Origin of the sequence: Caldimonas tepidiphila (assembly GCF_003569765.1) — a bacterium.
Taxonomy (GTDB): domain Bacteria; phylum Pseudomonadota; class Gammaproteobacteria; order Burkholderiales; family Burkholderiaceae_C; genus Caldimonas; species Caldimonas tepidiphila.
The window spans coordinates 15,436-38,774 of sequence record NZ_QXMG01000053.1 but is presented as its reverse complement, the minus strand read 5'-3'; the positions used below and the strand labels follow the sequence as shown (position 1 = coordinate 38,774).

The following is a 23,339-nucleotide window of genomic DNA, read 5'->3' as shown; positions in this document are numbered from 1 at the left end:
TCTGGCTGCTGACGGTGGTGTCGCTGCCGCCCAGGCCCGTGATCGTCACGCTCGGCGCGGCTTCGTCAAACAGCTTAATTTGGGAATTAACAATCTCAACACCCCCCACCCACACCTGCAGCACCTCTGTCAAGGAAACCGTCAAAGTGGCGGTGTGGGTGCCGCTCTCGAGGACGAGAGTGTATTTACTGTTGCCGCTTACTTCCCCGCTCGCATTCGTCTTTAGCGACAACAAGAAGTTGTAGAACGTCTTGATCGCATCCTTGAACGGCAGCCAAGCCTCCGTCGTCTCAAACACCAACCGGACCGTATCCGTTCCCGACCCGCCATTAAAGGTAGTGCTCGTCTCTCCAGCAAGATGCTTGCTCACCTCGTAGATGAGCACATCGCTTCCTGCACCGGCATTGACCAGGTAACTGCTGCTGGTACCAGAGAGCTCAATGATGTCATTGCCACTGCTCCCCACAACCACCGGGTTTCCATCAGGACCAAGAATTTTGAAGGTGGGAGTGGTGATCGAGTCGGACGTGCTCATGTGGTCTTCCTGTTGCGGTCTGCGTGGACAAGTACGCCCTAGCTGGGCAAAGAAGCTGAGGCAAAGATGGGTACGACAAAATGATACATGTGTTGCAGCCCATGCACCTCCCCGCGTTCCTGGGGGATAGGACCCTTCATTGGTTGGACCCCTGGAACCGCTCCTATACGGATCCCAAGAAGTTCTCGGAAGGTCCAGCGTCCGGTTGAAGCCCTTAGCTCGTCGAACGACATGCTCGGCTGGTCGGCCGCATCCGAGTTCGAGGATCTCCTGGGACCCGTATTACAGACGGCCTGACGGACCCAGTCGAAGTTGGTGAGGCGGCGGATGCGCTCGACATCGTTGCTCAGGCTCAGCCAGGCCATGACCACAGCACTGTCGAGTGCCTCGCGATCTGGTTAGACACGGTTGCTCAGGTAGCGCTGGCGCATCTCGCGCCACAGCATCTCGGCCGGGTTGAGCTCGGGCGAGTACGGCGGCAGCACCAGCAGCGTGAGGTTGGCCGGCACCCGCCTCGCCCCGCCATGCGCTCAGGCCGCTGTCCGCAGGCGGGCCCTCGTGCACCTGGCGCATGAACTCCACCTCTCGCTCGTGTGCCAAGTGCTGGCGCGCGCCCGGGTGCGGGCGGTCGTGCAGCCCGGCGAGCCCCTCGGCTTCGAAGCGCCGGATCCAGTCGTAGAGCTGGCTCTTGCCGAGCGCGAGCTGTCCGGCGGTCTTGGCCACCGAGGAGCCCAGCGCCAAGTGGCGCAGTGCCAGCAGCCGGCTGTGCACCGGGCCGTTGCGCTCGTGGCACGCTGCCGCCTCGGGCTCCTGCGCGCTCCGGCGTCGTGCCACTCCCACTACGTCGCGTGACCTCAGCGCGCTCGGGTCCGATCACATCACAGCAATGAACCCCGGAATGCATATGGAGTTCGTATTGGCCGCAGTTAGGACGCGCAGCACAAGTTCTTCCGGCTCGGCCTCGGCGCGCAGACCTGCAGCGCACCGAGCCTGCAGGTGACGACCGACACGCTGCTGCACCTGGCGATCGTCGACGTCCCGTGCACCGCGATCTCGCTGCGGCTCGGCCGCTCGCTGCAGCCGGTGCCGCACGACATCAAGCGCGAGCTGCACGCGAAGCGCCGCGCGCCGGCGCGTTGAAGGCGGCGCCCCGGAGGCGGCGCCCCGGAGGCGGCGCGACGCAGGCCCGGGTTCCGGTGCCGCAGAGGCCCGCTATGCCGCCACGCCGCGCCGCAGGCTGCCCTTGCCCCCGTGCTTGCCCGCGTACATCGCCGCATCCGCGCGCCGCAGCAGCTCGGCCGGATCGTCGCCGTCGAGCGGCACCAGCACGTAGCCGACGGTCAGCCCCACGCGGCAGACGGGGCCGCCGGCGAGCTCGAACGGCATCCGGAACGCCTCGATCAGCTTGGTCCCGATCTCCCGCGCCTGCCGCTCCCCGGGCAATCCCTCGGCCATGACGACGAACTCGTCGCCGCCCAGGCGCGCGACCACGTCGCTGGCGCGCAGCTGGGCCTGCAGGCGCTGCGCCACCGCGAGCAGCAGTTCGTCGCCGACCTCGTGGCCGTGCGTGTCGTTGACCTGCTTGAAGCCGTCGAGGTCCAGCATGTAGAGCGCGAGCAGATGCCCGGGCGTGCAGCCCGGCAGTGCGGCGGCGAGGGCGGCGTCCAGGCCGCGGCGGTTGGGCAGGCCGGTCAGCGCGTCGGTGTGGGCCAGCGAATGCAGCACGTCGCGCTCGCGCACCGCATGCCGGGCGGCGGCGTGAATGGCCTGGCTGCGCAGGCTCACGACGCGCATGAAGGCCAGCATGTCGAAGGTCGCGCCGAGCTGGAAGGAGTGCAGGGTCCAGAAGCCGACGTCGATGCGGCCCTGGACCACGCCGACCATCGTCGCGGTCGCCACGAAGTAGCCCGCCCAGGCGAGGAGCAGGTAGGCGCCGACGCTGTCGCCGCGCCTCAGCAGCCGGACGCTGCCCGGGATGCCCATCAGCGCCGGCAGCAGGCCGACGCTGCTGACCACCGCGCTCACCGCGTGCGTGTCGATCCAGTCCGCCGCGTGCGCCACGCCGGTGACGAGCAGCACGGCCGCGCCGAGCCGCATCGCGGTGCCGAAGTGGCGCCATGTCGGCGCGCCAGCCAGCGCCCGCTCGACGAACAGGAAGGTGCCGCCCGCGGCCAGCAGGGCCGACAGTCCGGCCATGTGCTGCTCGATCCAGCGGTTGTCGCTCCAGAGGTACTGCGCGCCGATGCCAAACTGGAACGCCGAGAACAGGATGCTGCCGCTGATCAGGAGCGCGTAGCGGAAGAACAGGGGCTCGCGCAGGTTCACGGCCTGCATCAGGCTGTAGAGCAGCAGGCACAGCCCGAAGCCGGTGAGCAGGCCCTGCAGCATCTGCTCCTGCTGCGAGCGGGCATGGAAGGCCGCCGGCTTGTTCAGCGTGATCGGCAGCACGTGTGCGCCGCTGTGCTCGACGCGCAGCAGCAAGTCGTAGCGGGTCCCGGGCTGCAGCGCAAGCTCGACCGCGTGGGTGCGACTGGCCAGCGGGCGCTGCGCGCGGGGCAGCAGGCTGCCGAGCACGGTGTGCTGCACCGGCCCCGCGGGGCCGACAAGGTGCACGTCGATGCGGTTGAGCACCGGGTAGTCGATGTCGAGGATCCAGCGCCCGTCCGAGGACGGCGCGACCGCCAGCGGCACCCGCAGCCAGACCACGTCCTTGCGCAGGCCGAGCGTGGCGTAGGCCGAGTCCGGCACGGCGAAGCGCGCGGGCGAGGCGAGCACCTCGCCGAGCGTGAGCGTCCCGAAGGGATCGGAGCGCACCGTCGCGGACGGCCAGGCTTCGACGCGGAGCGTGCGGTCGTCGAGCAGCAGCGCGGGCAGCGCGGCCAGGGCACCCGCCGGCAGGAACAGCGCGCCCCACGCCAGGGCCAGCAGGCGCAGCGCCCAGGACCGCAGCCCGCTCATCGCGGCACGGCCGCCTTCCACTCGTCCTGCACCGTGAGCCGGTCCTCCAGCGAGTCGAGCCGACGCGGGGCGCCGGGATCGCCGCCCCGGCCGTCCATCATCGTGCCGAGGTGCGCGAGCCGCGGCGGCGGGGACGCGACCGCTGCGGTGCCGTCATGAAGGCGTTGCACGAGGAGGGCGTCGGCCAGCGGAGCGGCCTCCAGGCGCCTGGCATCGGGCAAGGCCTCGGACGCTGCGGAAGCGGGGAGTTTCATGGAGCCGGGCCGTGTGCGGGGGAGGACCCGGTGGGCGCCGGTGGAGCGCAGGCAGCAGGCCGCTCAAGAGTGGTGGCTGATTGTGTTTATCTGTTTGTTATGTGTCAACACGCGATCTTTCTGTAATCGGGTGTGACGCTCGGGTGGCTTGTGCGGTCGATCACGATCGGAGCCATCTGCCGCTCCCCGCCCGCTCGATGCCACCTGCAGGCTGCATTGGCCGCCTCGCTCGCGGCATCGCGCCAGCCAGCGACAAGGTCGGCACTTGCCTGCCTACCGGATTCCCCCGTGCGCCAAGCCACGCAGGCGGCTCCCGGCAGATCGACCCTCACGAGGGCGATCTGCGCGGAAGCCTGAAGGAGGTCCCTCGGCTCCCCCGGGGGACCTGCTGTTTTCCGGGGACGGTGGCGGGCTCCGCGCTCACCCCTGCGGCAACACCACCACCTTGCCCTTCACCTGCCGGTTCGCCAGCCGCGCGATCGCGTCCGCGGCCTGCGCGAGCGTCACGCGCTCGCTGATCACCGGCCGCACCTTGCCGGCGGCGAACCACTCGGCGAGCTGCCGCATGTTGGCGCGGTGCCCGGCCGGGTCGCGCCGCACCGAGTCGCCCCAGTAGACGCCGAGGATCGCGCGCTCCTTGAGCAGCGCGAGGTTCAGCGGGATCTTCGGGATCTCGCCGGCCGCGAAGCCCACCACCAGGAAGCGGCCGCGCCAGCCGGTCGCGCGCAGCGCCGGCTCGGTGTAGGGGCCGCCGACCGGGTCGTAGACTACGTCGGCACCGCGGCCGTCGGTCAGCGCGTCGACGCGCTTCCTGAGGTCCTCGCGCGAGTAGTCGATGGTCTCGTCAGCGCCGACCTGGCGGCACAGCGCGAGCTTGTCCTCGTTGGAGGCCGCCGCGATCACGCGCGCGCCCATCGCCTTGGCGATCTCGATCGCCGCCAGCCCCACGCCGCCCGCGGCGCCGAGCACCAGCAGCGTCTCGCCGGGCTGCAGCCGCGCGACCGTCTTCAGCGCGTGCAGCGAGGTGCCGTAGGTCAGCACGAAGGAGGCGCCGAGCTCGAAGTCCATGCCCTCGGGCAGGGGCATCAGCCGCGCGGCGTCGACCACGCAGCACTGCGCGAAGGCGCCGTGGCCCGACGAGGCGATGACGCGGTCGCCCGGCTGCACGCCGGCCACGCCCTCGCCGACGGCGCGCACCACGCCGGCGAGCTCGGCGCCCGGCGAGAAGGGCAGCGCGGGCTTGACCTGGTAGAGGCCCTGCACGATCAGCGCATCGGGGAAGTTCAGCGACGCGGCCTGCACGTCGACCAGCACCTGGCCGGGGCCGGGCTGCGGCTCGGGCACGTCCTCGACGCGCAGCGTGTCGATCGGGCCGAAGGCGTGGCACATCAGGGCTTGCATGGGTCTCCTTTGCTCAGGGGTGTCGGGGGGTGTCAGCCGAACACGATCACGCCGCGCGCGTTGCGGCCGGCGGCGAGGTCGGCGAAGGCCTGCGGCGCCTCGTCGATGGTGTAGGTGCGGGTGATGAGCTCGTCGAGCTTCAGCCGTCCGGCGCGGTAGAGGCCGAGCAGGCGCGGGAAGTCCTCGCGCGGGCGCGCCGAGCCGAAGTAGCTGCCGGTGAGCGTCTTCTCCTCGAAGGTGAAGCTCGCGGTGCGCAGGCTCACGGTGTCCTTCGGCGGCGCGACGCCGACCACCACCGCGGTGCCGCCCTTGTGCAGGCAGCCGTAGGCCTGCGCGACGACCTCGCCGCGGCCGACGCACTCGAAGGCGTAGTCGGCGCCGCCGCCGGTCATCTGCTTGAGCGCCTTCACCACGTTGTCGGTCTGCGTCGCGTTCAGCACGTGCGTCGCGCCGAACACGCGCGCCATCCCGAGCTTGTGCTCGTTGGTGTCCACCGCGACGATCTGCACCGCGCCGCTGATCGCCGCGCCCTGGATCGCGCTCAGGCCCACGCCGCCGGCGCCGAACACCACCACGATCGAGCCGGGCTCGACCTTCGCAGTGTTGCAGACCGCGCCGACGCCCGTCATCACGCCGCAGCCGATCAGCGCGCAGCGGTCGGCGGGGATGTCCTTCGCCACCTTCACGACGTTGTCGACGTGCAGCGTCGCGTACTCGGCCATCACGCCGCAGCCGGAGAAGACGTTGAGCGGGCGGCCCTCGAGGTCGTGCGTGCGCACCGTGCCGTCGGGCAGCGTGTAGCCGGCGCGCGCCGCCTGGTCGCACAGTTGCGGGCGGCCGGTGACGCACCAGCGGCACTTGCCGCACATGCTGACGAAGCTGCTGACGACCTGGTCGCCGACCGCGAACTCGGTGACGCCCTCGCCGACCTGCACCACGGTGCCTGCGCCCTCGTGGCCCAGCACCACCGGCGCGGGGAAGGGGATGGTGCCGTCGGTGGCGGACAGGTCGCTGTGGCAGACGCCGCAGGCCGCCAGCTTGATCATCACCTCGTTGCGCCGCGGCGCGTCGACCTCGATCTCCTCGACGACGACGGGCTGGTTGACGGCGCGGCTCAGCACCGCGCGGGCTCGCTGTTTCATGGGCTCTCCTCCTGGCATGTTTCGATGGGGACAGGACGGGCAAACGGTCAGGTCGCGCGCAGCCGGCCGTCCACCAGCTTCGGCACCACGTCGAGGCAGCTCTTGCGTGCGGCGAACCTCAGCTCGTCCTCGAGGTCCTTGCGCAGCATGTGGCGGCCGACGCGCGCGCTCCACAGGCACTGCTCGGCGCTGCTGCCCTGGTGCAGTAGCCCGGCCGCCTGCGCCGCGTCGGTGAAGTCGCGCACGCCGGCGCGGTGGAAGAGGCTCACGAGGTAGCCCGCGCCGTAGAAGTCCTCCAGGTTGAAGCGGTCGGCGGAGCCGGAGCAGACCAGCAGCACGGTCGCGTCGCCGTGCTCGCGCACGATGCGCTCGACCACGGCCTCGCCGTTGAGCAACGCAGCGGCGTAGACATGCGGGGCGGCCGCGGCGCGTGCCAGCGCCACGGTGCCGTTGGTGGTGGAGTAGATCAGCGTGCCGCCCGGGGGCATCTCGCGCAGCACGGCCTGCGGCGTCGCGGACGTGAAGCCGTCGAGCGTGACGGCGTCGAGCTCGCCGGCGAGCACGAAGCAGCCGGGCGCATGCTCGAGCGCGTGGCGGCGCGCCGCGTCGCCGTCGAGCGTCGGGATCACCTCGGCGGCGCCGTGCGCGAGCGCGGCGACCATCGTCGAGGTGGCGAACAGCACGTCGAGCACCACGACGACTTTGCCGTCGAGGCGCTGGCCGTCGAGCTCCTCCTTCTTCAGGAGAACGTGGACCTTGGTCATCGCGCGCTCCTTCAGCCGTCGGTGCCGCTGCCCTGCGGCAGCGGCGTGACCGCGGCGAACACGCCGCTGGCGCGCAAGATGCGCCGCTCGCCGACATGCAGGTAGGCGTTCGCGAAGGCCATGCGGCTGCCGACGCGCTGGATGTCCACGTACGCCTCGACCCAGTCGCCCAGGCGCGCGGCCTCGGCGAAGTCGGTCGTCAGGCTGGCGGTGACGAGCGAGAGCTGCGCGCCGCGCGCGCGGTTGAGCACGTAGCCGAGCGCGGTGTCGGCCAGCGTCGCGAGCAGCCCGCCGTGCGCGATGCCGCGCAGGTTCAGGTGCTTGTCGGCGATGCGCATCGCGAGCACGGGCGGGCCGTCGTCGCGCTCGCGCACGTAGAGCGGGCCGCACAGGCCGATGAAGGTGTCGGTGTCGACGAAGGCGGGCTCGAAGCCATCGGGAATCGGGGCGGGGGACAGCATCGGGTCTCCTTCAGAACCAGTCGGGCGCCATCGTCAGCGTCAGGTCGTCGAGGCTGCGCAGCAGCTCGTGCTGCGCGCGGGTGCGCGGCAGCTCCCAGCGGTAGAACCAGCGGCAGGCGTGCAGCTTGCCGCGGTAGAAGGCCTCGTCCTCGCCGCTCGCGCGCGGCAGCGCCGCCTGCGCGGCGAGCGCCTGCTGCAGCCAGTTCCACGCGATCACGGTGTGGCCGAAGGCCTCGAGGAAGACCGAGGCGTTGGCGAGCGCGCGCTCGCCGTCCTCGCGCAGCAGCGGGCCGATCACGGCGAGCGTCTGCCGCACCTCGCCGAGCGCGGCCTCGAGCGCCTGCGCCTCGGCGCGCAGCTCCGGCACCCCGAGCGCCTGCGCGACGGTCTGCTGCACGCGCTGCGCCAGCGCCGCGAGCGCCGCGCCCTGCTGCATCACCACCTTGCGGCCGAGCAGGTCGAGCGCCTGGATGCCGTGCGTGCCCTCGTGGATCGGGTTCAGCCGGTTGTCGCGGTAGAACTGCTCGACCGGATAGTCGCGGGTGTAGCCGTAGCCGCCGTGGATCTGGATCGCGAGGCTGTTGGCCTCCAGGCACCACTGCGAGGGCCAGGACTTCACCACCGGCGTCAGCAGGTCGAGCAGCAGGCCGGCCTCGCGGCGCGCCGCCTCGTCCTCGGCGGTCTTCTGCTCGTCGACGAGCCGCGCCGCGTACAGGCACAGCCCGTAGCCGCCCTCGACATAGGCCTTCTGCGCCAGCAGCATGCGGCGGATGTCGGCATGGCGGATCAGCGGCAGCTGCGGCTCGGTCGGGTCCTTGCTGCCGGGCAGGCGACCCTGCGGGCGGTTGCGCGCGTAGTCGAGCGAGGCGAGGTAGCCGCGCCAGCCGAGCATCACTGCGCCGAGGCCGACGCCGATGCGCGCCTCGTTCATCATGTGGAACATGCACGCCAGGCCCTGGTGCGGCTCGCCGACGAGCTCGCCGACGCAGTCGCCCCGGTCGCCGAAGGACAGCACCGTCGACGTGGTGCCGCGCCAGCCCATCTTGTGGATCAGCCCGGCGAGCGTGACGTCGTTGCGCTCGCCCACCCGGCCCGCGTCGTCGACGCGGTGCTTGGGCACGATGAAGAGCGAGATGCCCTTGACGCCGGGCGGGGCGCCCTCGATGCGCGCGAGCACCAGGTGCACGATGTTCTCGCTCAGCTCGTGGTCGCCGCCCGAGATGAAGATCTTCTGGCCGCGGATCGAGTAGGTGCCGTCGCCGCGCGGCGTGGCGCTCGTCTTCAGGTCCGACAGGCTCGAGCCGGCCTGCGGCTCGGTCAGCGCCATCGTGCCGAAGAAGCGGCCGGCCAGCAGCCCCGGCAGGTAGCGGCGCTGCTGCGCCTCGCTGCCGAAGCGGCGGATCACGTTGGCGTTGGCGGTCGTGAGCATCGCGTAGGACGAGGTCGCGACATTGGCGCCCTTGAACAGCGAGCCGCAGGCCTGCGCCACCAGCACCGGCAGCTGCATGCCGCCGAGCGCCTCGTCGTGCGTCGCGGCGATCCAGCCGGCGCCGGTCTGCGCGTCGAGCGCCGCCTTGACCTCGGGGATGATCACGACGCGGCCGTCCTCGAAGCGCGGCTCGTGCTCGTCGGACTTGCGGTTGTGCGGCACGAAGTGCTCGGTGGCGATCGCGTGGGCGCTGTCGATCGCGGCCGTGAAGGTCTCGCGGCTGTGCTCGGCGTAGCGCGCGCGCCGCGTCAGCCCCTCGGCGTCGAGCAGCTCGAAGAGCTGGAAGTCGAGCTCGCGACGGTGGATCAGAAGACTGTCGGTCATGGTTTCCGGGCGGGGACGAGGCGGCGGGGCCGCGGAGGGACGCCTGCCGCGAAGGGGGCGGGCGCGCCGGGAAGAACAACGGAATTCAATTCTGCAAAGCAAAACAGCTTGCGTCAAATCCGCACTTCCCCTCGTGCAGAAAGCCCTATCGACACGCAAAAAAACTCGCGTTTGCTCGCTTTACAGCACACCCGCCACCGCGCTAGGATGGTCTTCAGCAGCAAAACCCGGTACTGCAATGCAGAACTAAAAGCAGGCCGGCCTCTTCATCCACCTTGTCGCGGCCGCTTCCGCCGGCCGTCCTCCCGAGGAGCACAGCGAGCATGAGCCAAGCTCAGTACCAGGTCCGCGGTCCCGTGGCCGTCATCACCCTCGACAACCCCCCGCTGAACGGCCTGGGCCACGCGCTGCGCAGCGGCATCGTCGCCGCGATCGACCGTGCCGCTGCCGACGAGGCGGTGCAGGCGGTCGTGCTGACCGGCAGCGAGCGCGCCTTCTCGGCCGGCGCCGACGTGCGCGAGTTCGGCACGAGCAAGGCGGGCATGGAGCCGAGCCTGCCGAACGTGATCCGCATCGTCGAGAGCAGCGCCAAGCCCGTGATCGCCGCGATCTCGGGCGCCTGCCTCGGCGGCGGGCTCGAGCTGACCCTCGGCTGCCATTTCCGCATCGCGCGCGCCGACGCGTCGCTGGGCCTGCCCGAGGTCAAGCTCGGCCTGATCCCGGGCGCCGGCGGCACGCAGCGCCTGCCGCGCCTCGTGGGCCTGGAGCCCGCGCTGAACCTGATGGTGAGCGGCAACCCGGTGCCGGCGCGCGCCTTCGCGGGCACGCTGATCGACGAGATCGTCGAGGGCGACCTGCTGGAGGCCGCGCTCGCCTTCGCGCAGAAGGTGCTGGACGAGCAGCGCCCGATCCGGCGCCTGAGCGAGCTGAAGGTCAAGGAGCCCGACGGCGAGGCCTGGCTGCAGTTTGCGCGCAACAACATCGCCGCGCTGTCGAAGAACTTCCCCGCGCCCCTCAAGTGCGTGGACGCGGTGGCGAGCACGCTGACCAGGTCCTTCGACGAGGGCATGCGCGTCGAGCGCGAGATCTTCTACGGCCTGATGAACACGCCCGAGTCGCGCGCGCTGCGCCACGTCTTCGCCGCCGAGCGCGCCGCGGGCAAGATCCCGGACGTGCCCGAGGGCACCCCGACGCGCACCGTGAAGCAGGTCGGCGTGATCGGCGCCGGCACGATGGGCGGCGGCATCGCGATGAACTTCGTCAACGCCGGCATCCCGGTGGTGCTGCTGGAGACCCGGCAGGAGGCGCTCGACCGCGGCCTCGCGACGATCCGCCGCAACTACGAGAACACCGTCAAGAAGGGCAAGCTGAAACCCGGGGAGATGGAGGCGCGCTTGGCCCGCATCACGCCGACGCTGGACTACGCCGCGCTCGCCGACGCCGACCTGATCGTCGAGGCGGTGTTCGAGGAGATCGGCGTCAAGGAGCAGGTCTTCCGCACGCTCGACGAGGTGGCCAAGCCCGGCGCGATCCTCGCGTCCAACACCTCGACGCTGGACCTGAACAGGATCGCCTCCTTCACGAAGCGCCCGCAGGACGTGATCGGCCTGCACTTCTTCAGCCCGGCCAACGTGATGAAGCTGCTCGAGGTCGTGCGCGGCGAGAAGACCTCCCCGGACGTGCTCGCCACCGCGATGCAACTCGCGAAGAAGATCAGGAAGGTGGCGGTGGTCTCGGGCGTGTGCGACGGCTTCATCGGCAACCGCATGATCGCGCGCTACGGCAAGGCCGCCGACGACCTGCTGATGATGGGTGCGCTGCCGCAGCAGGTGGACCGTGCGCTGGAGAAGTTCGGCATGGCGATGGGCCCCTTCCGCATGGGCGACCTCGCCGGCCTGGACATCGGCTGGGCGATCAGGAAGCGCCGCGCCGCCGAGCATCCCGGCGAGGACGTCTCGGCGGTGGCCGACCACCTGTGCGAGGCCGGCCGCTTCGGCCAGAAGACGGGCGCGGGCTGGTACCGCTACGAGGCCGGCAAGCGCGACCCCATCCCCGACCCGCTGGTGCAGCAGCTCATCGAGCAGGCGCGCGAGGCCGCGGGCGTGAAGCCGCGCCGGATCAGCGACGAGGAGATCGTCGAGCGCTGCATCTACGCGCTGGTCAACGAGGGCGCGCGCATCCTGGAGGAGGGCATCGCGCTGCGCGCCTCCGACATCGACGTGGTCTACCTCAACGGCTACGGCTTCCCGCTGCACCGCGGCGGCCCGATGCAGTACGCCGACCAGGTGGGCCTGCCCAACGTGGTGCGCAGCCTCAGGCGCATCGCCGCCGAGCCGGGCGCCAACGTCGCCTTCTGGACGCCCGCGCCGCTGCTCGCCCGCCTGGCCGAGGAAGGCCGCGGCTTCAACCACTGACCCCCGCCGGGCCGGCGGCGCGCATCGCGCGCCGGCCCGCGCATGTGCAAAGAGACATCGAGGAGACCTTCGTGAACGAAGCCGTCATCGTTTCCACCGCCCGCACCGGACTCGCCAAGTCCTGGAAGGGCGCCTTCAACATGACCTACGGCGCCACGCTCGGCGCGCACTCGGTGCGGCACGCGGTGGCGCGCGCCGGCATCGACCCCGCCGAGGTCGAGGACGTCATCATGGGCGGCACCTTCGGCGAGGGCACCACCGGCGGCAACGTCGCGCGCCAGATCGCGCTGCGCGCGGGCCTGCCGGTGACGACCGCCGGCATGACGATCAACCGCTTCTGCTCCTCGGGCCTGCAGTCGATCGCGCTGGCCGCGCAGCGCGTGATGGTCGAGGGCGCGCAGGTGATGGTCGCCGGCGGCGTCGAGAGCATCTCCTGCGTGCAGAACGAGGCCAACCCGCACATGCGCCGCGACCCGTGGCTGATCGAGCACAAGCCCGAGATCTACTGGAGCATGGTGCAGACCGCCGAGCAGGTCGCCAAGCGCTACGGCATCTCCAAGGAGGCGCAGGACGAGTACGGCGTGCGCAGCCAGCAGCGCGCCGCCGCGGCGCAGGCCGCGGGCCTGTTCGACGCCGAGATCGTGCCGATGACGACCGTGATGGGCGTCGTGGACAAGGCCAGCGGCCGCATCACGCGCCGCGAGGTGACGATCGCGGCGGACGAGGGGATCCGTCCCGACACGACGCTCGAGGGCGTCGCGAAGATCCGCTCGGCGATGCCGGGCGGCGTCATCACCGCCGGCAACGCGAGCCAGTTCTCCGACGGCTCCTCGGCCTGCGTGGTGATGGACTCGAAGCTCGCCGAGCGCCGCGGCATCCAGCCGCTGGGCATCTTCCGCGGCTTCGCGGTCGCCGGCTGCGAGCCCGACGAGATGGGGATCGGTCCGGTGTTCGCGATCCCGAAGCTGCTGGCGCGCGCCGGCCTCTCGGTCGAGGACATCGGCCTGTGGGAGCTCAACGAGGCCTTCGCGGTGCAGGTGCTGTACTGCCGCGACAAGCTCGGCATCCCCGACGAGCGGCTCAACGTCAACGGCGGCGCGATCGCGGTCGGCCACCCCTACGGCGTCTCGGGCGCGCGGCTGACCGGCCACGCGCTGATCGAGGGCAAGCGCCGCGGCGCGAAGTACGTCGTCGTGACGATGTGCATCGGCGGCGGCCAGGGTGCGGCCGGGCTGTTCGAGGTGGTCTGAGAACCGGCAACTACATTCAAGGAGACAGGCATGAGCGTGAAGGCATTGTTCGACCTGAGCGGCAAGGTGGCCCTCGTCACCGGCGGCTCGCGCGGCCTCGGGCTGCAGATGGCCGAGGCGCTGGGCGAGATGGGCTGCAAGCTGGCGATCTGCGCGCGCAAGGCCGACGAGCTGGCCGAGGCCCGGGCGCACCTGGAAGGGCTGGGCTGCGAGGTGCTCACCCATGTGATCGACCTGCAGAAGTTCGAGCAGATCCCGGCGCTGGTCGACGCGGTGGTCGAGCGCTTCGGCACCATCGATATCCTCGTCAACAACGCCGGCGCCACCTGGGGCGCGCCCGCCGAGGAGTATCCGGACGAGGCCTGGCACAAGGTGATGCGCCTGAACGTCGACGCCCCGTTCTTCCTCGCGCGCGAGGTGGGACGGCGCTGCATGATCCCCGCCAAGCGCGGCAAGATCATCAACATCGCCTCGATCGCGGGCCTGCGCGGCACGCCGCCGGGCATGACGACGATCGCCTACAACACCTCCAAGGGCGCGGCCGTCAACTTCACGCGCACGCTCGCCTCCGAGTGGGGCAAGTACAACATCAACGTCAACGCGATCTGCCCGGGCTTCTTCCCGAGCAAGCTCGCCAACGGCCTGATAGAGAAGCTCGGCGACGCGCTGACCTCGCGCACGCCGCTCGGCCGCATCGGCAGCGACGAGGACCTCAAGGGCGCGGTGGTCTACTTCGCCAGCGAGGCCTCGCGCCATGTCACCGGCCAGGCGCTCGCCGTTGATGGCGGCAACAGCGTGGTCTGAAGGGAGGCCGGGCCGATGAGCAATGCCACTTCCGCGCCGACGCTCGAAGACCGCTTCGTCGGCACCCGGCCCGTCGCGCCGCAGCACGCCTTCGACGTCGCGCGCCTCGCCGCCTTCATCCGCGAGAAGGTCGGGGACTTCGACGGCGAGCTGCAGGTCGAGCAGTTCAAGGGCGGGCAGTCCAACCCGACCTTTCTCGTGCGCGCGGGCGAGCGCCACTACGTGATGCGCCGCAAGCCGCCGGGCAAGCTCTTGCCCTCGGCGCACGCGGTGGACCGCGAGTACCGCGTCATCACCGCGCTCGGCGCGACCGAGGTGCCGGTGCCGCGCACCCACGCGCTGTGCGAGGACGACTCGGTCATCGGCACCGCCTTCTACCTGATGGACCACGTGCCGGGCCGCGTGCTGTGGGACCCGCAGCTGCCCGGCATGAGCCCCGCGCAGCGCGGCGCGATGTACGACGAGATGAACCGCGTCATCGCGGCGCTGCATCAGGTCGACCCGGTGGCGGCGGGCCTCGGCGACTACGGCAAGGCCGGCGGCTACCTCGAGCGCCAGGTCGCGCGCTGGACCAAGCAGTACCGCGCGTCGGAGACCGAGCGCATCGAGGCGGTCGAGAACCTGATCGAGTGGCTGCCGAAGAACATCCCGGCCGGCGACGAGACGCGCATCGTCCACGGCGACTACCGGCTCGACAACGTGATCTTCGACGCGCAGCAGCCGCGCATCGTCGCGGTGCTGGACTGGGAGCTGTCGACGCTCGGCCACCCGCTCGCCGACTTCGCCTACCACTGCATGAGCTGGCGCATGACGCAGGGGCCCACGTCGCGCGGCCTCGCCGACGCCGACCTCGCCGCGCTCGGCATCCCCACCGAGGCCGAGTACGTGGCGGCCTACTGCCGCCGCACCGGCCGCGAGGGCATCCCCGAGCGCGACTGGGAGTACTACATGGTCTTCAACATGTTCCGCCTCACCGGCATCCTGCAGGGCGTGGCCGCCCGCGCGCTGCAGGGCAACGCGTCGAGCGCCGAGGCGGTGGCCACCGGCAAGCGCGCCCGGCCGCTGGCCGAGCAGGCCTGGGCCGCGGTCGAGCGGCTGCTGGCGCGCGCCTGAACACGATCCCTCCAACACAACGGACCACAGGACAGGAGACAGCGATGGATTTCTCGTACTCGCCGAAGGTGCAGGACCTGCAGAAGCGCCTCGGCGCCTTCATGGAGGAGCACATCTATCCCAACGAGGCCACCTACCACGACGAGGTGGAGGCCAACCGCGCCGCCGGCAACCCCTGGGTGCCGACCCGGGTGATGGAGCGCCTGAAGGAGAAGGCGCGCGAGCAGGGCCTGTGGAACCTGTTCCTGCCCGAGTCGAAGTACGGCGCGGGCCTCACCAACCTCGAGTACGCGCCGCTGTGCGAGATCATGGGCCGCTCGCACATCGCGCCCGAAGCCTTCAACTGCTCCGCACCCGACACCGGCAACATGGAGACGCTGGTGCGCTACGCGAACGAGGAACAGCAGCGCCAGTGGCTGCTGCCGCTGCTGGACGGAAAGATCCGCTCGGCCTTCGCGATGACCGAGCCCGCGGTGGCGTCGTCGGATGCCACCAACATCGAGGCGCGCATCGAGCGCGACGGCGACGAGTACGTGATCAACGCGCGCAAGTGGTGGACCTCGGGCGCGCCCGACCCGCGCTGCGAGATCCTGATCTTCATGGGCAAGACCGACCCGGACAACCCGAGCCGCCACAGCCAGCAGTCGATGATCCTAGTGCCGATGAAGACGCCGGGCGTGAGGATGGAGCGCCCGCTCAACGTCTTCGGCTACGACCACGCGCCGCACGGCCACGGCGAGATGAGCTTCGAGAACGTGCGCGTGCCGGTCACGAACGTGCTGCTCGGCGAGGGCCGCGGCTTCGAGATCGCGCAGGGGCGGCTCGGCCCCGGCCGCATCCACCACTGCATGCGCCTGATCGGCCTCGCGGAGCGCGCGCTCGAGCTGATGTGCCGCCGCGCGCTGTCGCGCCGGCCTTTCGGGCGGCCGCTGTCGGACCAGGGCGTGACGCGCGAGCGCATCGCCAACGCGCGCATCCTGATCGACCAGGCGCGCTTCCTGGTGCTCAACGCCGCCTGGATGATGGACACGGTGGGCAACAAGGTCGCGAAGAAGGAGATCGCGATGATCAAGGTGGCCGCGCCGACGATGGCCTGTCAGGTGATCGACTGGGCGATCCAGGCGCACGGCGGCGGCGGCGTCTGCGACGACTTCCCGCTCGCCGCCGCCTACGCGCAGGCGCGCACCCTGCGCTTCGCTGACGGCCCCGACGAGGTGCACCGCAACCAGATCGGCAAGCTCGAGCTCGAGCGCTACATGACGGCGCGCTGAGCGGGCCGCGCCCCGCGGGACGGGCACGCCGACGCCCGTCCTCCCCGATCGTTTCCCCCGCGCCCCGCCGCGGGCGGCCCCGGCCGCGAGGCCCGGGCGGCCCGCGGCGGCGGGCGGAGCTCGTCCCCGTGAAACCCGGCTGGAGTCCTCCCCCAATGTCCGACCGCCATCTCGCTCACTGGCCGACCGCCTTGCCCCTGCACCTGACGGTGCCCGAGACCAACCTCTACTACAACGTCGAGGTCGCGGCGCGCCGCTACCCGGACAAGCCCTTCCTGGTCTTCTACGACACGCAGATCGGCTACGCCGAGTTCCGCGACGAGTGCGAGCGCCTCGCCGGCTACCTGCAGCAGGAGTGCGGCGTCAAGCGCGGCGACCGCGTGCTGCTCTACATGCAGAACAGCCCGCAGTTCGTGATCGGCTACTACGCGATCCTGCGCGCCGGCGCGGTCGTCGTGCCGGTCAACCCGATGAACCTCACCGACGAGCTGCAGCACTACGTCGACGATGCCGGCGCGACCACGGCGCTCGTGCCGCAGGACCTGTACCGCCACGTCGCGCCGCCGCTGCAGCGCGGCCTCAGGCACCTCGTCGTCGCCTGCTACGCCGACTACCTGAAGGTGCCGACCGAGCTGCCGCTGCCCGAGTTCGTCAAGGCGCCGCGCCAGCCGGTGACGGACGCGGGCGCGGTGGCCTGGAGCGAGGCGCTGGCGCGCGACCTGCGCCCCCGCCCGCTCGACACCGGCCCCGAGGACCTGTGCGTGATGCCCTACACCTCGGGCACCACCGGCCACCCGAAGGGCTGCATGCACACGCACCGCAGCACGATGTTCAACGCCGTGTCGTCGATGACCTGGTTCTCGACCTCGCCGGACTCGGTCTTCCTCGCCACGCTGCCGCTGTTCCACGTCACCGGCATGGAGGGCTGCATGAACGGCCCGCTCTACCTCGGCGCGACGGTGGTGCTGCTGCCGCGCTGGGACCGCGAGGCGGCGCTGCGCTGCGTCGAGCGCTACCGCATCAGCAACCTGAGCCTGATCGCGGCGATGGTGGTGGACATGCTGTCGCACCCGAAGGTGACGGAGTTCGACCTGTCCTCGCTGCGGCGCATCAGCGGCGGCGGCGCGGCGATGCCCGACGCGGTGGCGCAGCGCATGAAGGACCTGCTCGGCCTCGACTACGTCGAGGGCTACGGCATGTCCGAGACGATCGCGCCGACGCACATCAACCCGCCGCAGCGGCCGAAGAAGCAGTGCCTGGGCATCCCGATCTTCGGCGTCGACGCGCGCGTGGTCGATCCGAACGACTTCCGGGAGCTGCCGCCCGGCGAGGTCGGCGAGATCGTCGTCAACGGCACGCAGGTGATGCAGGGCTACTGGGGCAAGCCCGACGCGACGCGCGCGAGCTTCGTCGAGATCGACGGCAAGCCCTTCCTGCGCACGGGCGACCTCGCGCGCACCGACGAGGACGGCTACTTCTTCATGGTCGACCGCTTGAAGCGGATGATCAACGCCTCGGGCTTCAAGGTCTGGCCGGCCGAGGTCGAGGCGCTGCTCTACCGCCACCCGGCCATCCAGGAGGCCTGCGTGATTGCGGCGAAGGACGACAAGCGCGGCGAGACGGTCAAGGCGATCGTCGTGCTGCGCGAGGCGCAGCGCGGGCAGGTCACCGAGCAGCAGCTCGTCGAGTGGGCCCACGAGAACATGGCCGCCTACAAGGCGCCGCGCATCGTCCAGTTCGCCGACTCGCTGCCCAAGTCCGGCACCGGCAAGGTGCAGTGGCGGGCGCTGCAGGACGCGGAGAACGCCACGCGCAACGCGTGAGCCCGCCATCGGCGTAGGCAGGAGGCGCAGCGGCCGTCCCGCCACGCCTGTCCCCCGGGCACGGCGCTGTCCGGGCCGGCGTGCACCCCGCCGGGTTCGCCGCAAGAGCGCCCGTCCATCGGCCGGCCCCTGCTGGGCCGTCCTTCCCGAGCCTTGCCCTGCGCGCTCGTCGCCGCGCAGGCGCTCCCCCCTTGCGCGCCAGCCCCGGCGCAGCGCGCTGCACATCGCGTGCGCAGGCCGGACCGCGCCGCCACCCCATGGCGCCGCAGTCCCGCCCTCCGTGTCGCTGCGCGCCCCCTCCGCTCGAACACCGTCAGAAGAAGTACGTCGTCGTAACTCCTTGCCGCGCTTGGGCGCCAACCTCCCCAGGGAGGGGAGCGTCCAGGCTCATCCTCTGATCTGCAGGAAGACGGTCTTACCAAAGATCAAGGAGGCGCCGCTATCGGGGTTGTCGAGGATGTCTTTCGCTCGCTCCACTCATACGATGTCCTATAACGAAACGTCGTTTCAATTTATTGTTCCGCCCCCGATGGCGCCGCACTTCACCAGAGAGGACCCCTCCATGCAGTCTCCATTCCGGCTCGGCCTCGTCGCCGCCCTGGTCGCCTCCGCCTTCCTGAGCGCCTGCGGCGGAGGCGGTGGCGGTGCGGCCGAAACCCGGGAGGCGCCCTTGGCGAAGCCGCCGGCCGGCACCGCCACGCGGCCCCAGCTCGACGGACAGGAGGCCGCGCAGTACACGATCGCGCGCTACTTCGCGCAGGCGGGCCAGCTCGGCAGCGACGGCAGCGGCCTGAGCACCGATGGCTGGATGCCGCCGGAAGTGGGCGAGGTGGCGAGCTTCACGCCGGACTTCGTCGTCGCGGCCGACGGCAGCGGCACCCACACGACGGTGCAGGCGGCGCTCGACGCGGTGCCGGCCGCGGCGAGCGGCGCGCCGCGCCACTTCATCCTCGTCAAGCCCGGCACCTACCGAGAGCTGGTGTGCGTGCGAGACAAGGCGCCGATCACGCTCTACGGCGCGGGCGCCGATGCCGGCGAGGTCGTGATCGTCAACGGCAACTACAACGGCCGCCCCAAGGTGGCGAACGTCGAGTCGGCCAACCCCTGCAACCCGAGCCTGTCGTCGCGCACCTACGGCACCAGCGGCAGCGCCTCGGTCGCGATCTACAGCGACGACTTCCACGCCAAGAACCTCACCTTCGCCAACGACGCGATGAAGGACGTGGTCCACGGCAGCGGCTACCCGGCCGGGGCCTCGGGCTCGAGCGGCGCGCAGGCGGTGGCGCTGATGACGCAGGCCGACCGGCTCGTGTTCGACCGGGTGCGCGTGCTCGGCCACCAGGACTCGCTCTACGTGAAGACGGCCAATGCCTCGACCGTCTCGCGCGCCTACTTCCGCGACTGCCATGTCGAGGGCGACGTCGACTTCGTCTTCGGCCGCGGCACGATGGTGCTGCACCGCTGCACGCTGCACTACCTGAGCACCCGGCTGCCCGTCGGCCAGGGCACCGCGATGCTGGCGCCGAGCACCTCGCCGCTGCACCGCTACGGCATGCTGATCATCAACAGCGAGCTCACCGCCGACGCGGGCGCGCCCGCCGGCACGATCCACCTCGGCCGCGCCTGGGACGAGGGGGTCAACGCCGCCACCAATCCCTACGTCGCCGGCCGCTCGCCGAACGGCCAGCTGCTGATCCGCAACAGCACGCTCGGCGCGCACATCCGCCCGCTCGACCCCTGGGCCCGGTCCACCTCGGGCCGCGCCTACAGCGCCGAGGGCAACCGCTTCGCCGAGTTCCACAACGCGCCCGCGCGCTGAACGCCGCCGCTCCGATTTCCCACAGCACCCACCCCAGCGAACCCATGAACAATTCCGACATCCGGCGCCCTGCCGTCACCACGATCACCCTGGCGTGCCTCGCCGCGCTGCTGTCCGCCTGCGGCGGCGGCGGGGAGGCCGGCGACGGCCCGGCGCGCACGCCGATCGCGGCGAAGAAGGTTGCGAACCCGCCCTCGTCGCTCGGAGCGGACGGCTGGGCCACCGTCGGCGCGGACGGCGGCAGCTACCCGGTCACCGGCGGCGAGGGCGCCGACGCCAAGCATGTCTACGTCGTGAAGAACCGGCAGCAGCTCGTCAAGGCGCTGTACGGCAAGGTGGTGGACGACCCGCTCGCGGCACGTCCCGACAACACGAGGAAGATCATCTACATCAGCGGCACCGTGGACCTCAACGTCGACGACGAGGGCGTGCCGCTGACGCACGAGGACTACATGCGCAAGTGCGAGACGAGCTACGCCTCGTTCGCCGAGTTCGACGCCGCGTACAAGGCGGCCTACGACCCGAACCTGTGGATCAGGCAGTCGCTGGAGGCCGACAACCGGCCGCCGCTGCTGCCCTTCACCGATGCCGACGGCAAGCTCACGCTCGAGGGCCAGCGTGCCTGCTTCGCGAACGAGCAGGCCCGGCGCGTGGTGCTGCGCGTCGGCTCCAACACGTCCATCCTCGGCCTCGGCAGCGACGCCCGCATCATGAATGGCAACCTGCGCCTGGGCGACTTCAGCTTCGGCTCGGGCAAGGACGCGGCGGGCCGGACGCTGCTCGCCGAGAACATCAGGGCGGAGAACATCGTGATCCGCAACATCGCGTTCGAGGACTCCTACGACATGTTCCCCGGCTGGGACCCGAAGGACTCGTTCAGCATCACCGCGAGCGAGTTCAACACCGGCAGTTGCCGCAAGGTCTACGACGCGGTCGCCGACACCGGCCCGCACAAGTGCCCGAGCCGCAGGGGCGGGCGCTGGAACGCCGAGTACGACCTGATCTCGGTGCTCAACGCCACCAACGTCTGGATCGACCGCAACACCTTCAGCGATGGTGCCCGCCCCGACAAGATGGACCCGCCGGTGCCGACCTGGGCGGCGCCCTTCAACGTGCCCGAGCAGAAGGTGCAGCACCACGACGGCCTGGTCGACGTGACGATGTTCGGCAACCGCGTCACGATCTCCTACAACCAGTTCCGCCAGCACGACAAGACGCACCTGATCGGCGGCAACGACGTCGCGGAGCGCTTCAGCGACGGCAACCGTGAGGTGGCGAGCTACGGCCCCGACAAGCTCGCGGTCACGCTGCACCACAACCACTACCAGGACACGGTGCAGCGCCAGCCGCGCGGCCGCTTCGGCAAGGTCCACGTCTACAACAACTACTACACCGGCACGCTCAAGCCGCGGAGCAGCAGCCTGCCCTCGCCGGACTACGCCTGGTCGGTGGCCTGGCAGATCGGCACCGCGTCCAAGCTCTACGTCGAGAACAATATGCTGGAGATCCTGCCCGGCGCCATCGGGGACGCGCTGCCGACGCCGTCCCGCTTGACGATGGGCGACTCGGTGTCGTCGACCACCGCCAACCGCGACAGGTGCGTCGCGGCAGGCTACTCCGCCGCCGACTGCGACACCTACTTCCAGGACATCGGCACGCTGCTCAACGGCACGGCACTCGCCGACGGCAGCCTGCTCGCCGCAGCGCAGGGCCGGGCCGGCGGCAGCACGGTGCTGGTGCGTTCCCTGAATGACTACTGGAAGCCGGGCACGAGCTACGCCTACACGGCCCAGCCGACGGGCGCCGTCAAGGCCGAGGTGCTGGCGAAGGCCGGCGCGGGCAAGCTGTAAGGGGAAGGGGAGGGCGCTGCGATCCGGTACCGCGCGTGCCGGAGAGTCGCGGCGCCCGCCCGGCCGCAGTTGCGGGACGGAAGGTCGAAACTTCGGCAAATCCTGACCTGAGCTCAGGCTGCATCTGGTTTTTCCGGCGCGTCCGAGCGCTTACCGTGCGGGCATGACCCACTCGACGAGGAGAACCGTCATGCAGATCCGGATCCATGCCCCCTGCCAGGACGACGCGCAGTCCTTCCGGGACGGAGCGCTGGCCCGCGCCCGCTTCATGCTCCGCCGTGCGGCCCAGGAGGTGATCCAGGCGCGCATCCTGCTACGTGACCTCAACGGTCCCCGTGGAGGCATCGACCAGCAATGCCAGGTGACGCTCGTGACGCACTCGCGCGGTGTGCTGGTCGTCACCAGCCGGGCGCAGAGCGCCGGCGCCGCGCTCGCACAGGCGCTGCACAGTGCCGTCCAGGCGCTGGTCCGGGCCTGGCAGCGGCAACGCCGTGCGGATCGGCGGGGGCCGCGCGCGGGCGGAAGTCCGGCGCGCCGGGGCTCGGCATGCGAGCGGGACATGGAAGGAGGCGGCGAATGGGCATGAGTCCGAACGGACGGGCGGGGGAGGGGCGATGAAGCTCCTCATCTGGATGGTCTTCGGCCTGCTGGCGCTGATGTGGACCGCCGGCGCCTTCGTGGCGGCGGAGATGGCCGGATGGGCCGCGGCGGTGTTCGCCTCCGGCGAGGCAGAGAACCTCGGCCGGGCCGCCGCTGCATGGCCGGTGCCGGAGTGGGTCGCGCTGTGGGTCGATCCGGGGTTGCTGCGGGCGATGCAGCAAAGCCTGCTCTGGAGCCTGGATGCGCTGCGCGACGCGCTGCCGCTGCTCGGGTCGCTATTGGGCTGGCTGGCGCCGCTGGTCTGGATCGGGTGGGGCCTGGGGCTGCTGCTGATGCTCGTGCTGGCCGCGACGGCACAGATCGCGGTGGGGCGCCTGCTGCACCGGCAGGCGCGCGGCGCCTGAGGACCGCCCATGTCCAAGCGACTCGCTGCCGTCTTCCGCCGCGCCGCGCGCCACCGGGCGCGGTCGGTGCTCGCCGCGCCGGGCCTGACGCTGCCGGACCTGCTGGCCCTGCACGGGCAGGCCTCCGCCGCGGTGCTGCTCCTGTTGCTGGCGATGCTGAGCGCCGCGCCGCTCGTCGGCCTCGGTTCGGTGCTGGGTTTCGTGATCCTGGCGCTCGCGTGGCGCTGGCACCGCGACTGGGATGCCGCCTGCATTCCCGAGCGGCTGCACCGGGTGGCGCTCAGTGAAACCTGGTCGCGGCGCTGCCTGCAGGCCCTGGCCTGGACCTACGCCGCCGCCAGCCGCTTCCTCGCCGCCCGCTGGCTGCTGCTGTGCCATCGCAGCACGCATCCCTGGTGGGGCGGGTGGATCGCGCTGATGGGCGCGCTGATCCTGCTGCCGCTGCCGCTCGGCAACGTGCTGCCGAGCCTGAGCCTCGCGCTGCTGAGCCTGGGCTGGATGTTCCGCGACGGGCGGGCGCTGCTGCTGTCGGCGCTCGTCGGCGTGGCGGCGGTCGGCTACGCCTTCGCGATGGGGCAGGTCCTGGTCGAGGGCGCGCAGGCCGTGCTGGCCTGGCTGGGCCTGCGGCACTGAAGCCACGGCGGCGGCTGCGGTGCGCGCCGC

20 protein-coding genes and 2 pseudogenes are annotated in these 23,339 nt (G+C 70.9%); 12 read left to right on the top strand and 10 right to left on the bottom strand.

All coding sequences use genetic code 11. The annotated features are described in order from the left end of the window. The 3 genes and pseudogenes from D3A59_RS20355 to D3A59_RS26895 form a co-directional block, all read right to left on the bottom strand. Positions 1–535 (bottom strand): hypothetical protein (locus D3A59_RS20355; protein WP_205665235.1); only part of this gene is annotated, 535 nt, incomplete at its 3' end. Positions 536–939: 404 nt separating this feature from the next. Beyond that, positions 940–1,035: pseudogene (locus D3A59_RS20350) on the bottom strand (transposase); the annotation flags it as partial. 109 nt (positions 1,036–1,144) lie between these two features. Further along, positions 1,145–1,306 (bottom strand): annotated as a pseudogene (locus tag D3A59_RS26895) (helix-turn-helix domain-containing protein); the annotation flags it as partial. Positions 1,307–1,531: 225 nt separating this feature from the next. On the opposite strand from D3A59_RS26895, the gene D3A59_RS25530 reads away from it, so the two are divergent. Next, a complete protein-coding gene (locus tag D3A59_RS25530) occupies positions 1,532–1,675 on the top strand; it encodes a hypothetical protein (RefSeq protein WP_157991607.1) in 144 nt (47 codons plus the stop codon). A 72-nt stretch (positions 1,676–1,747) separates the two neighbouring features. Here the strand turns inward: D3A59_RS25530 and D3A59_RS26730 are convergent, their stop codons facing one another. From D3A59_RS26730 to D3A59_RS20310, 7 genes are all read right to left on the bottom strand, one after another. Next, on the bottom strand, positions 1,748–3,493 hold the full coding sequence (locus tag D3A59_RS26730; protein ID WP_119157161.1) for a diguanylate cyclase: 1,746 nt from the start codon (positions 3,491–3,493) through the stop codon (positions 1,748–1,750). Continuing rightward, positions 3,490–3,747: a hypothetical protein gene (locus tag D3A59_RS20335; protein WP_157991606.1), complete on the bottom strand. Its 258-nt coding sequence runs from the start codon at positions 3,745–3,747 to the stop codon at positions 3,490–3,492. The genes D3A59_RS26730 and D3A59_RS20335 overlap by 4 nt, the downstream gene beginning before the upstream one ends. Before the next feature lie 420 nt (positions 3,748–4,167). Further along, a complete protein-coding gene (locus tag D3A59_RS20330) occupies positions 4,168–5,148 on the bottom strand; it encodes an NADPH:quinone oxidoreductase family protein (protein ID WP_119157159.1) in 981 nt (326 codons plus the stop codon). A 32-nt stretch (positions 5,149–5,180) separates the two neighbouring features. After that, entirely contained in the window at positions 5,181–6,290 is a 1,110-nt protein-coding gene (locus D3A59_RS20325; RefSeq protein WP_119157158.1) for a zinc-binding dehydrogenase, read from the bottom strand. 47 nt (positions 6,291–6,337) lie between these two features. Then, positions 6,338–7,054 carry a 2-phosphosulfolactate phosphatase gene (locus D3A59_RS20320; protein ID WP_119157157.1) on the bottom strand — a complete coding sequence of 239 codons (717 nt, stop codon included), beginning with the start codon at positions 7,052–7,054 and terminating at the stop codon, positions 6,338–6,340. 11 nt (positions 7,055–7,065) lie between these two features. Continuing rightward, positions 7,066–7,515 carry a PaaI family thioesterase gene (locus D3A59_RS20315; protein ID WP_119157156.1) on the bottom strand — a complete coding sequence of 150 codons (450 nt, stop codon included), beginning with the start codon at positions 7,513–7,515 and terminating at the stop codon, positions 7,066–7,068. 10 nt (positions 7,516–7,525) lie between these two features. Next, on the bottom strand, positions 7,526–9,328 hold the full coding sequence (locus D3A59_RS20310) for an acyl-CoA dehydrogenase (RefSeq protein ID WP_119157155.1): 1,803 nt from the start codon (positions 9,326–9,328) through the stop codon (positions 7,526–7,528). A gap of 323 nt (positions 9,329–9,651) precedes the next feature. Between D3A59_RS20310 and D3A59_RS20305 the strand changes: the two genes are divergently transcribed. The 11 genes from D3A59_RS20305 to D3A59_RS20255 all read left to right on the top strand — a co-directional run bounded on the left by D3A59_RS20305 (position 9,652) and on the right by D3A59_RS20255 (position 23,309). Continuing rightward, positions 9,652–11,742: a 3-hydroxyacyl-CoA dehydrogenase NAD-binding domain-containing protein gene (locus D3A59_RS20305; RefSeq protein ID WP_119157154.1), complete on the top strand. Its 2,091-nt coding sequence runs from the start codon at positions 9,652–9,654 to the stop codon at positions 11,740–11,742. A gap of 71 nt (positions 11,743–11,813) precedes the next feature. Continuing rightward, the gene (locus D3A59_RS20300) at positions 11,814–12,992 is read left to right on the top strand and encodes an acetyl-CoA C-acyltransferase (RefSeq protein WP_119157153.1); all 1,179 of its coding nucleotides are present in this window, start codon (positions 11,814–11,816) and stop codon (positions 12,990–12,992) included. A 30-nt stretch (positions 12,993–13,022) separates the two neighbouring features. Continuing rightward, positions 13,023–13,796: an SDR family oxidoreductase gene (locus D3A59_RS20295; protein WP_119157152.1), complete on the top strand. Its 774-nt coding sequence runs from the start codon at positions 13,023–13,025 to the stop codon at positions 13,794–13,796. A gap of 15 nt (positions 13,797–13,811) precedes the next feature. Continuing rightward, positions 13,812–14,909 carry a phosphotransferase gene (locus D3A59_RS20290; RefSeq protein ID WP_119157151.1) on the top strand — a complete coding sequence of 366 codons (1,098 nt, stop codon included), beginning with the start codon at positions 13,812–13,814 and terminating at the stop codon, positions 14,907–14,909. A 44-nt stretch (positions 14,910–14,953) separates the two neighbouring features. Continuing rightward, positions 14,954–16,180, top strand: a complete 1,227-nt coding sequence (locus D3A59_RS20285; protein ID WP_119157150.1) for an acyl-CoA dehydrogenase family protein — start codon at positions 14,954–14,956, stop codon at positions 16,178–16,180. Positions 16,181–16,335: 155 nt separating this feature from the next. Next, entirely contained in the window at positions 16,336–18,003 is a 1,668-nt protein-coding gene (locus D3A59_RS20280) for a long-chain fatty acid--CoA ligase (RefSeq protein WP_119157149.1), read from the top strand. 562 nt (positions 18,004–18,565) lie between these two features. Continuing rightward, a complete protein-coding gene (locus D3A59_RS20275; RefSeq protein WP_157991605.1) occupies positions 18,566–19,822 on the top strand; it encodes a pectinesterase family protein in 1,257 nt (418 codons plus the stop codon). 44 nt (positions 19,823–19,866) lie between these two features. Next, positions 19,867–21,672: a pectate lyase family protein gene (locus D3A59_RS20270; protein WP_119157147.1), complete on the top strand. Its 1,806-nt coding sequence runs from the start codon at positions 19,867–19,869 to the stop codon at positions 21,670–21,672. Positions 21,673–21,862: 190 nt separating this feature from the next. Beyond that, entirely contained in the window at positions 21,863–22,258 is a 396-nt protein-coding gene (locus D3A59_RS20265; protein WP_119157146.1) for an HPF/RaiA family ribosome-associated protein, read from the top strand. Between the two features lie 28 nt (positions 22,259–22,286). Continuing rightward, the gene (locus D3A59_RS20260) at positions 22,287–22,676 is read left to right on the top strand and encodes a hypothetical protein (RefSeq protein ID WP_119157145.1); all 390 of its coding nucleotides are present in this window, start codon (positions 22,287–22,289) and stop codon (positions 22,674–22,676) included. A gap of 9 nt (positions 22,677–22,685) precedes the next feature. Beyond that, on the top strand, positions 22,686–23,309 hold the full coding sequence (locus tag D3A59_RS20255) for an exopolysaccharide biosynthesis protein (RefSeq protein WP_119157144.1): 624 nt from the start codon (positions 22,686–22,688) through the stop codon (positions 23,307–23,309). Positions 23,310–23,339: the final 30 nt, after the last annotated feature.

Excerpts from the sequence above, each read along its gene's own strand:
- D3A59_RS20320 (WP_119157157.1), bottom strand. The coding sequence starts at position 7,054 with ATGACCAAGGTCCACGTTCTCCTGAAGAAGGAGGAGCTCGACGGCCAG.
- D3A59_RS20260 (WP_119157145.1), top strand. The coding sequence starts at position 22,287 with ATGAAGCTCCTCATCTGGATGGTCTTCGGCCTGCTGGCGCTGATGTGG.
- D3A59_RS20315 (WP_119157156.1), bottom strand. The coding sequence starts at position 7,515 with ATGCTGTCCCCCGCCCCGATTCCCGATGGCTTCGAGCCCGCCTTCGTC.
- D3A59_RS20295 (WP_119157152.1), top strand. The coding sequence starts at position 13,023 with ATGAGCGTGAAGGCATTGTTCGACCTGAGCGGCAAGGTGGCCCTCGTC.
- D3A59_RS20275 (WP_157991605.1), top strand. The coding sequence starts at position 18,566 with ATGCAGTCTCCATTCCGGCTCGGCCTCGTCGCCGCCCTGGTCGCCTCC.
- D3A59_RS20310 (WP_119157155.1), bottom strand. The coding sequence starts at position 9,328 with ATGACCGACAGTCTTCTGATCCACCGTCGCGAGCTCGACTTCCAGCTC.
- D3A59_RS20280 (WP_119157149.1), top strand. The coding sequence starts at position 16,336 with ATGTCCGACCGCCATCTCGCTCACTGGCCGACCGCCTTGCCCCTGCAC.
- D3A59_RS20265 (WP_119157146.1), top strand. The coding sequence starts at position 21,863 with ATGCAGATCCGGATCCATGCCCCCTGCCAGGACGACGCGCAGTCCTTC.
- D3A59_RS20330 (WP_119157159.1), bottom strand. The coding sequence starts at position 5,148 with ATGCAAGCCCTGATGTGCCACGCCTTCGGCCCGATCGACACGCTGCGC.
- D3A59_RS20325 (WP_119157158.1), bottom strand. The coding sequence starts at position 6,290 with ATGAAACAGCGAGCCCGCGCGGTGCTGAGCCGCGCCGTCAACCAGCCC.
- D3A59_RS20285 (WP_119157150.1), top strand. The coding sequence starts at position 14,954 with ATGGATTTCTCGTACTCGCCGAAGGTGCAGGACCTGCAGAAGCGCCTC.
- D3A59_RS26730 (WP_119157161.1), bottom strand. The coding sequence starts at position 3,493 with ATGAGCGGGCTGCGGTCCTGGGCGCTGCGCCTGCTGGCCCTGGCGTGG.
- D3A59_RS20335 (WP_157991606.1), bottom strand. The coding sequence starts at position 3,747 with ATGAAACTCCCCGCTTCCGCAGCGTCCGAGGCCTTGCCCGATGCCAGG.
- D3A59_RS20255 (WP_119157144.1), top strand. The coding sequence starts at position 22,686 with ATGTCCAAGCGACTCGCTGCCGTCTTCCGCCGCGCCGCGCGCCACCGG.
- D3A59_RS20270 (WP_119157147.1), top strand. The coding sequence starts at position 19,867 with ATGAACAATTCCGACATCCGGCGCCCTGCCGTCACCACGATCACCCTG.
- D3A59_RS20290 (WP_119157151.1), top strand. The coding sequence starts at position 13,812 with ATGAGCAATGCCACTTCCGCGCCGACGCTCGAAGACCGCTTCGTCGGC.
- D3A59_RS20305 (WP_119157154.1), top strand. The coding sequence starts at position 9,652 with ATGAGCCAAGCTCAGTACCAGGTCCGCGGTCCCGTGGCCGTCATCACC.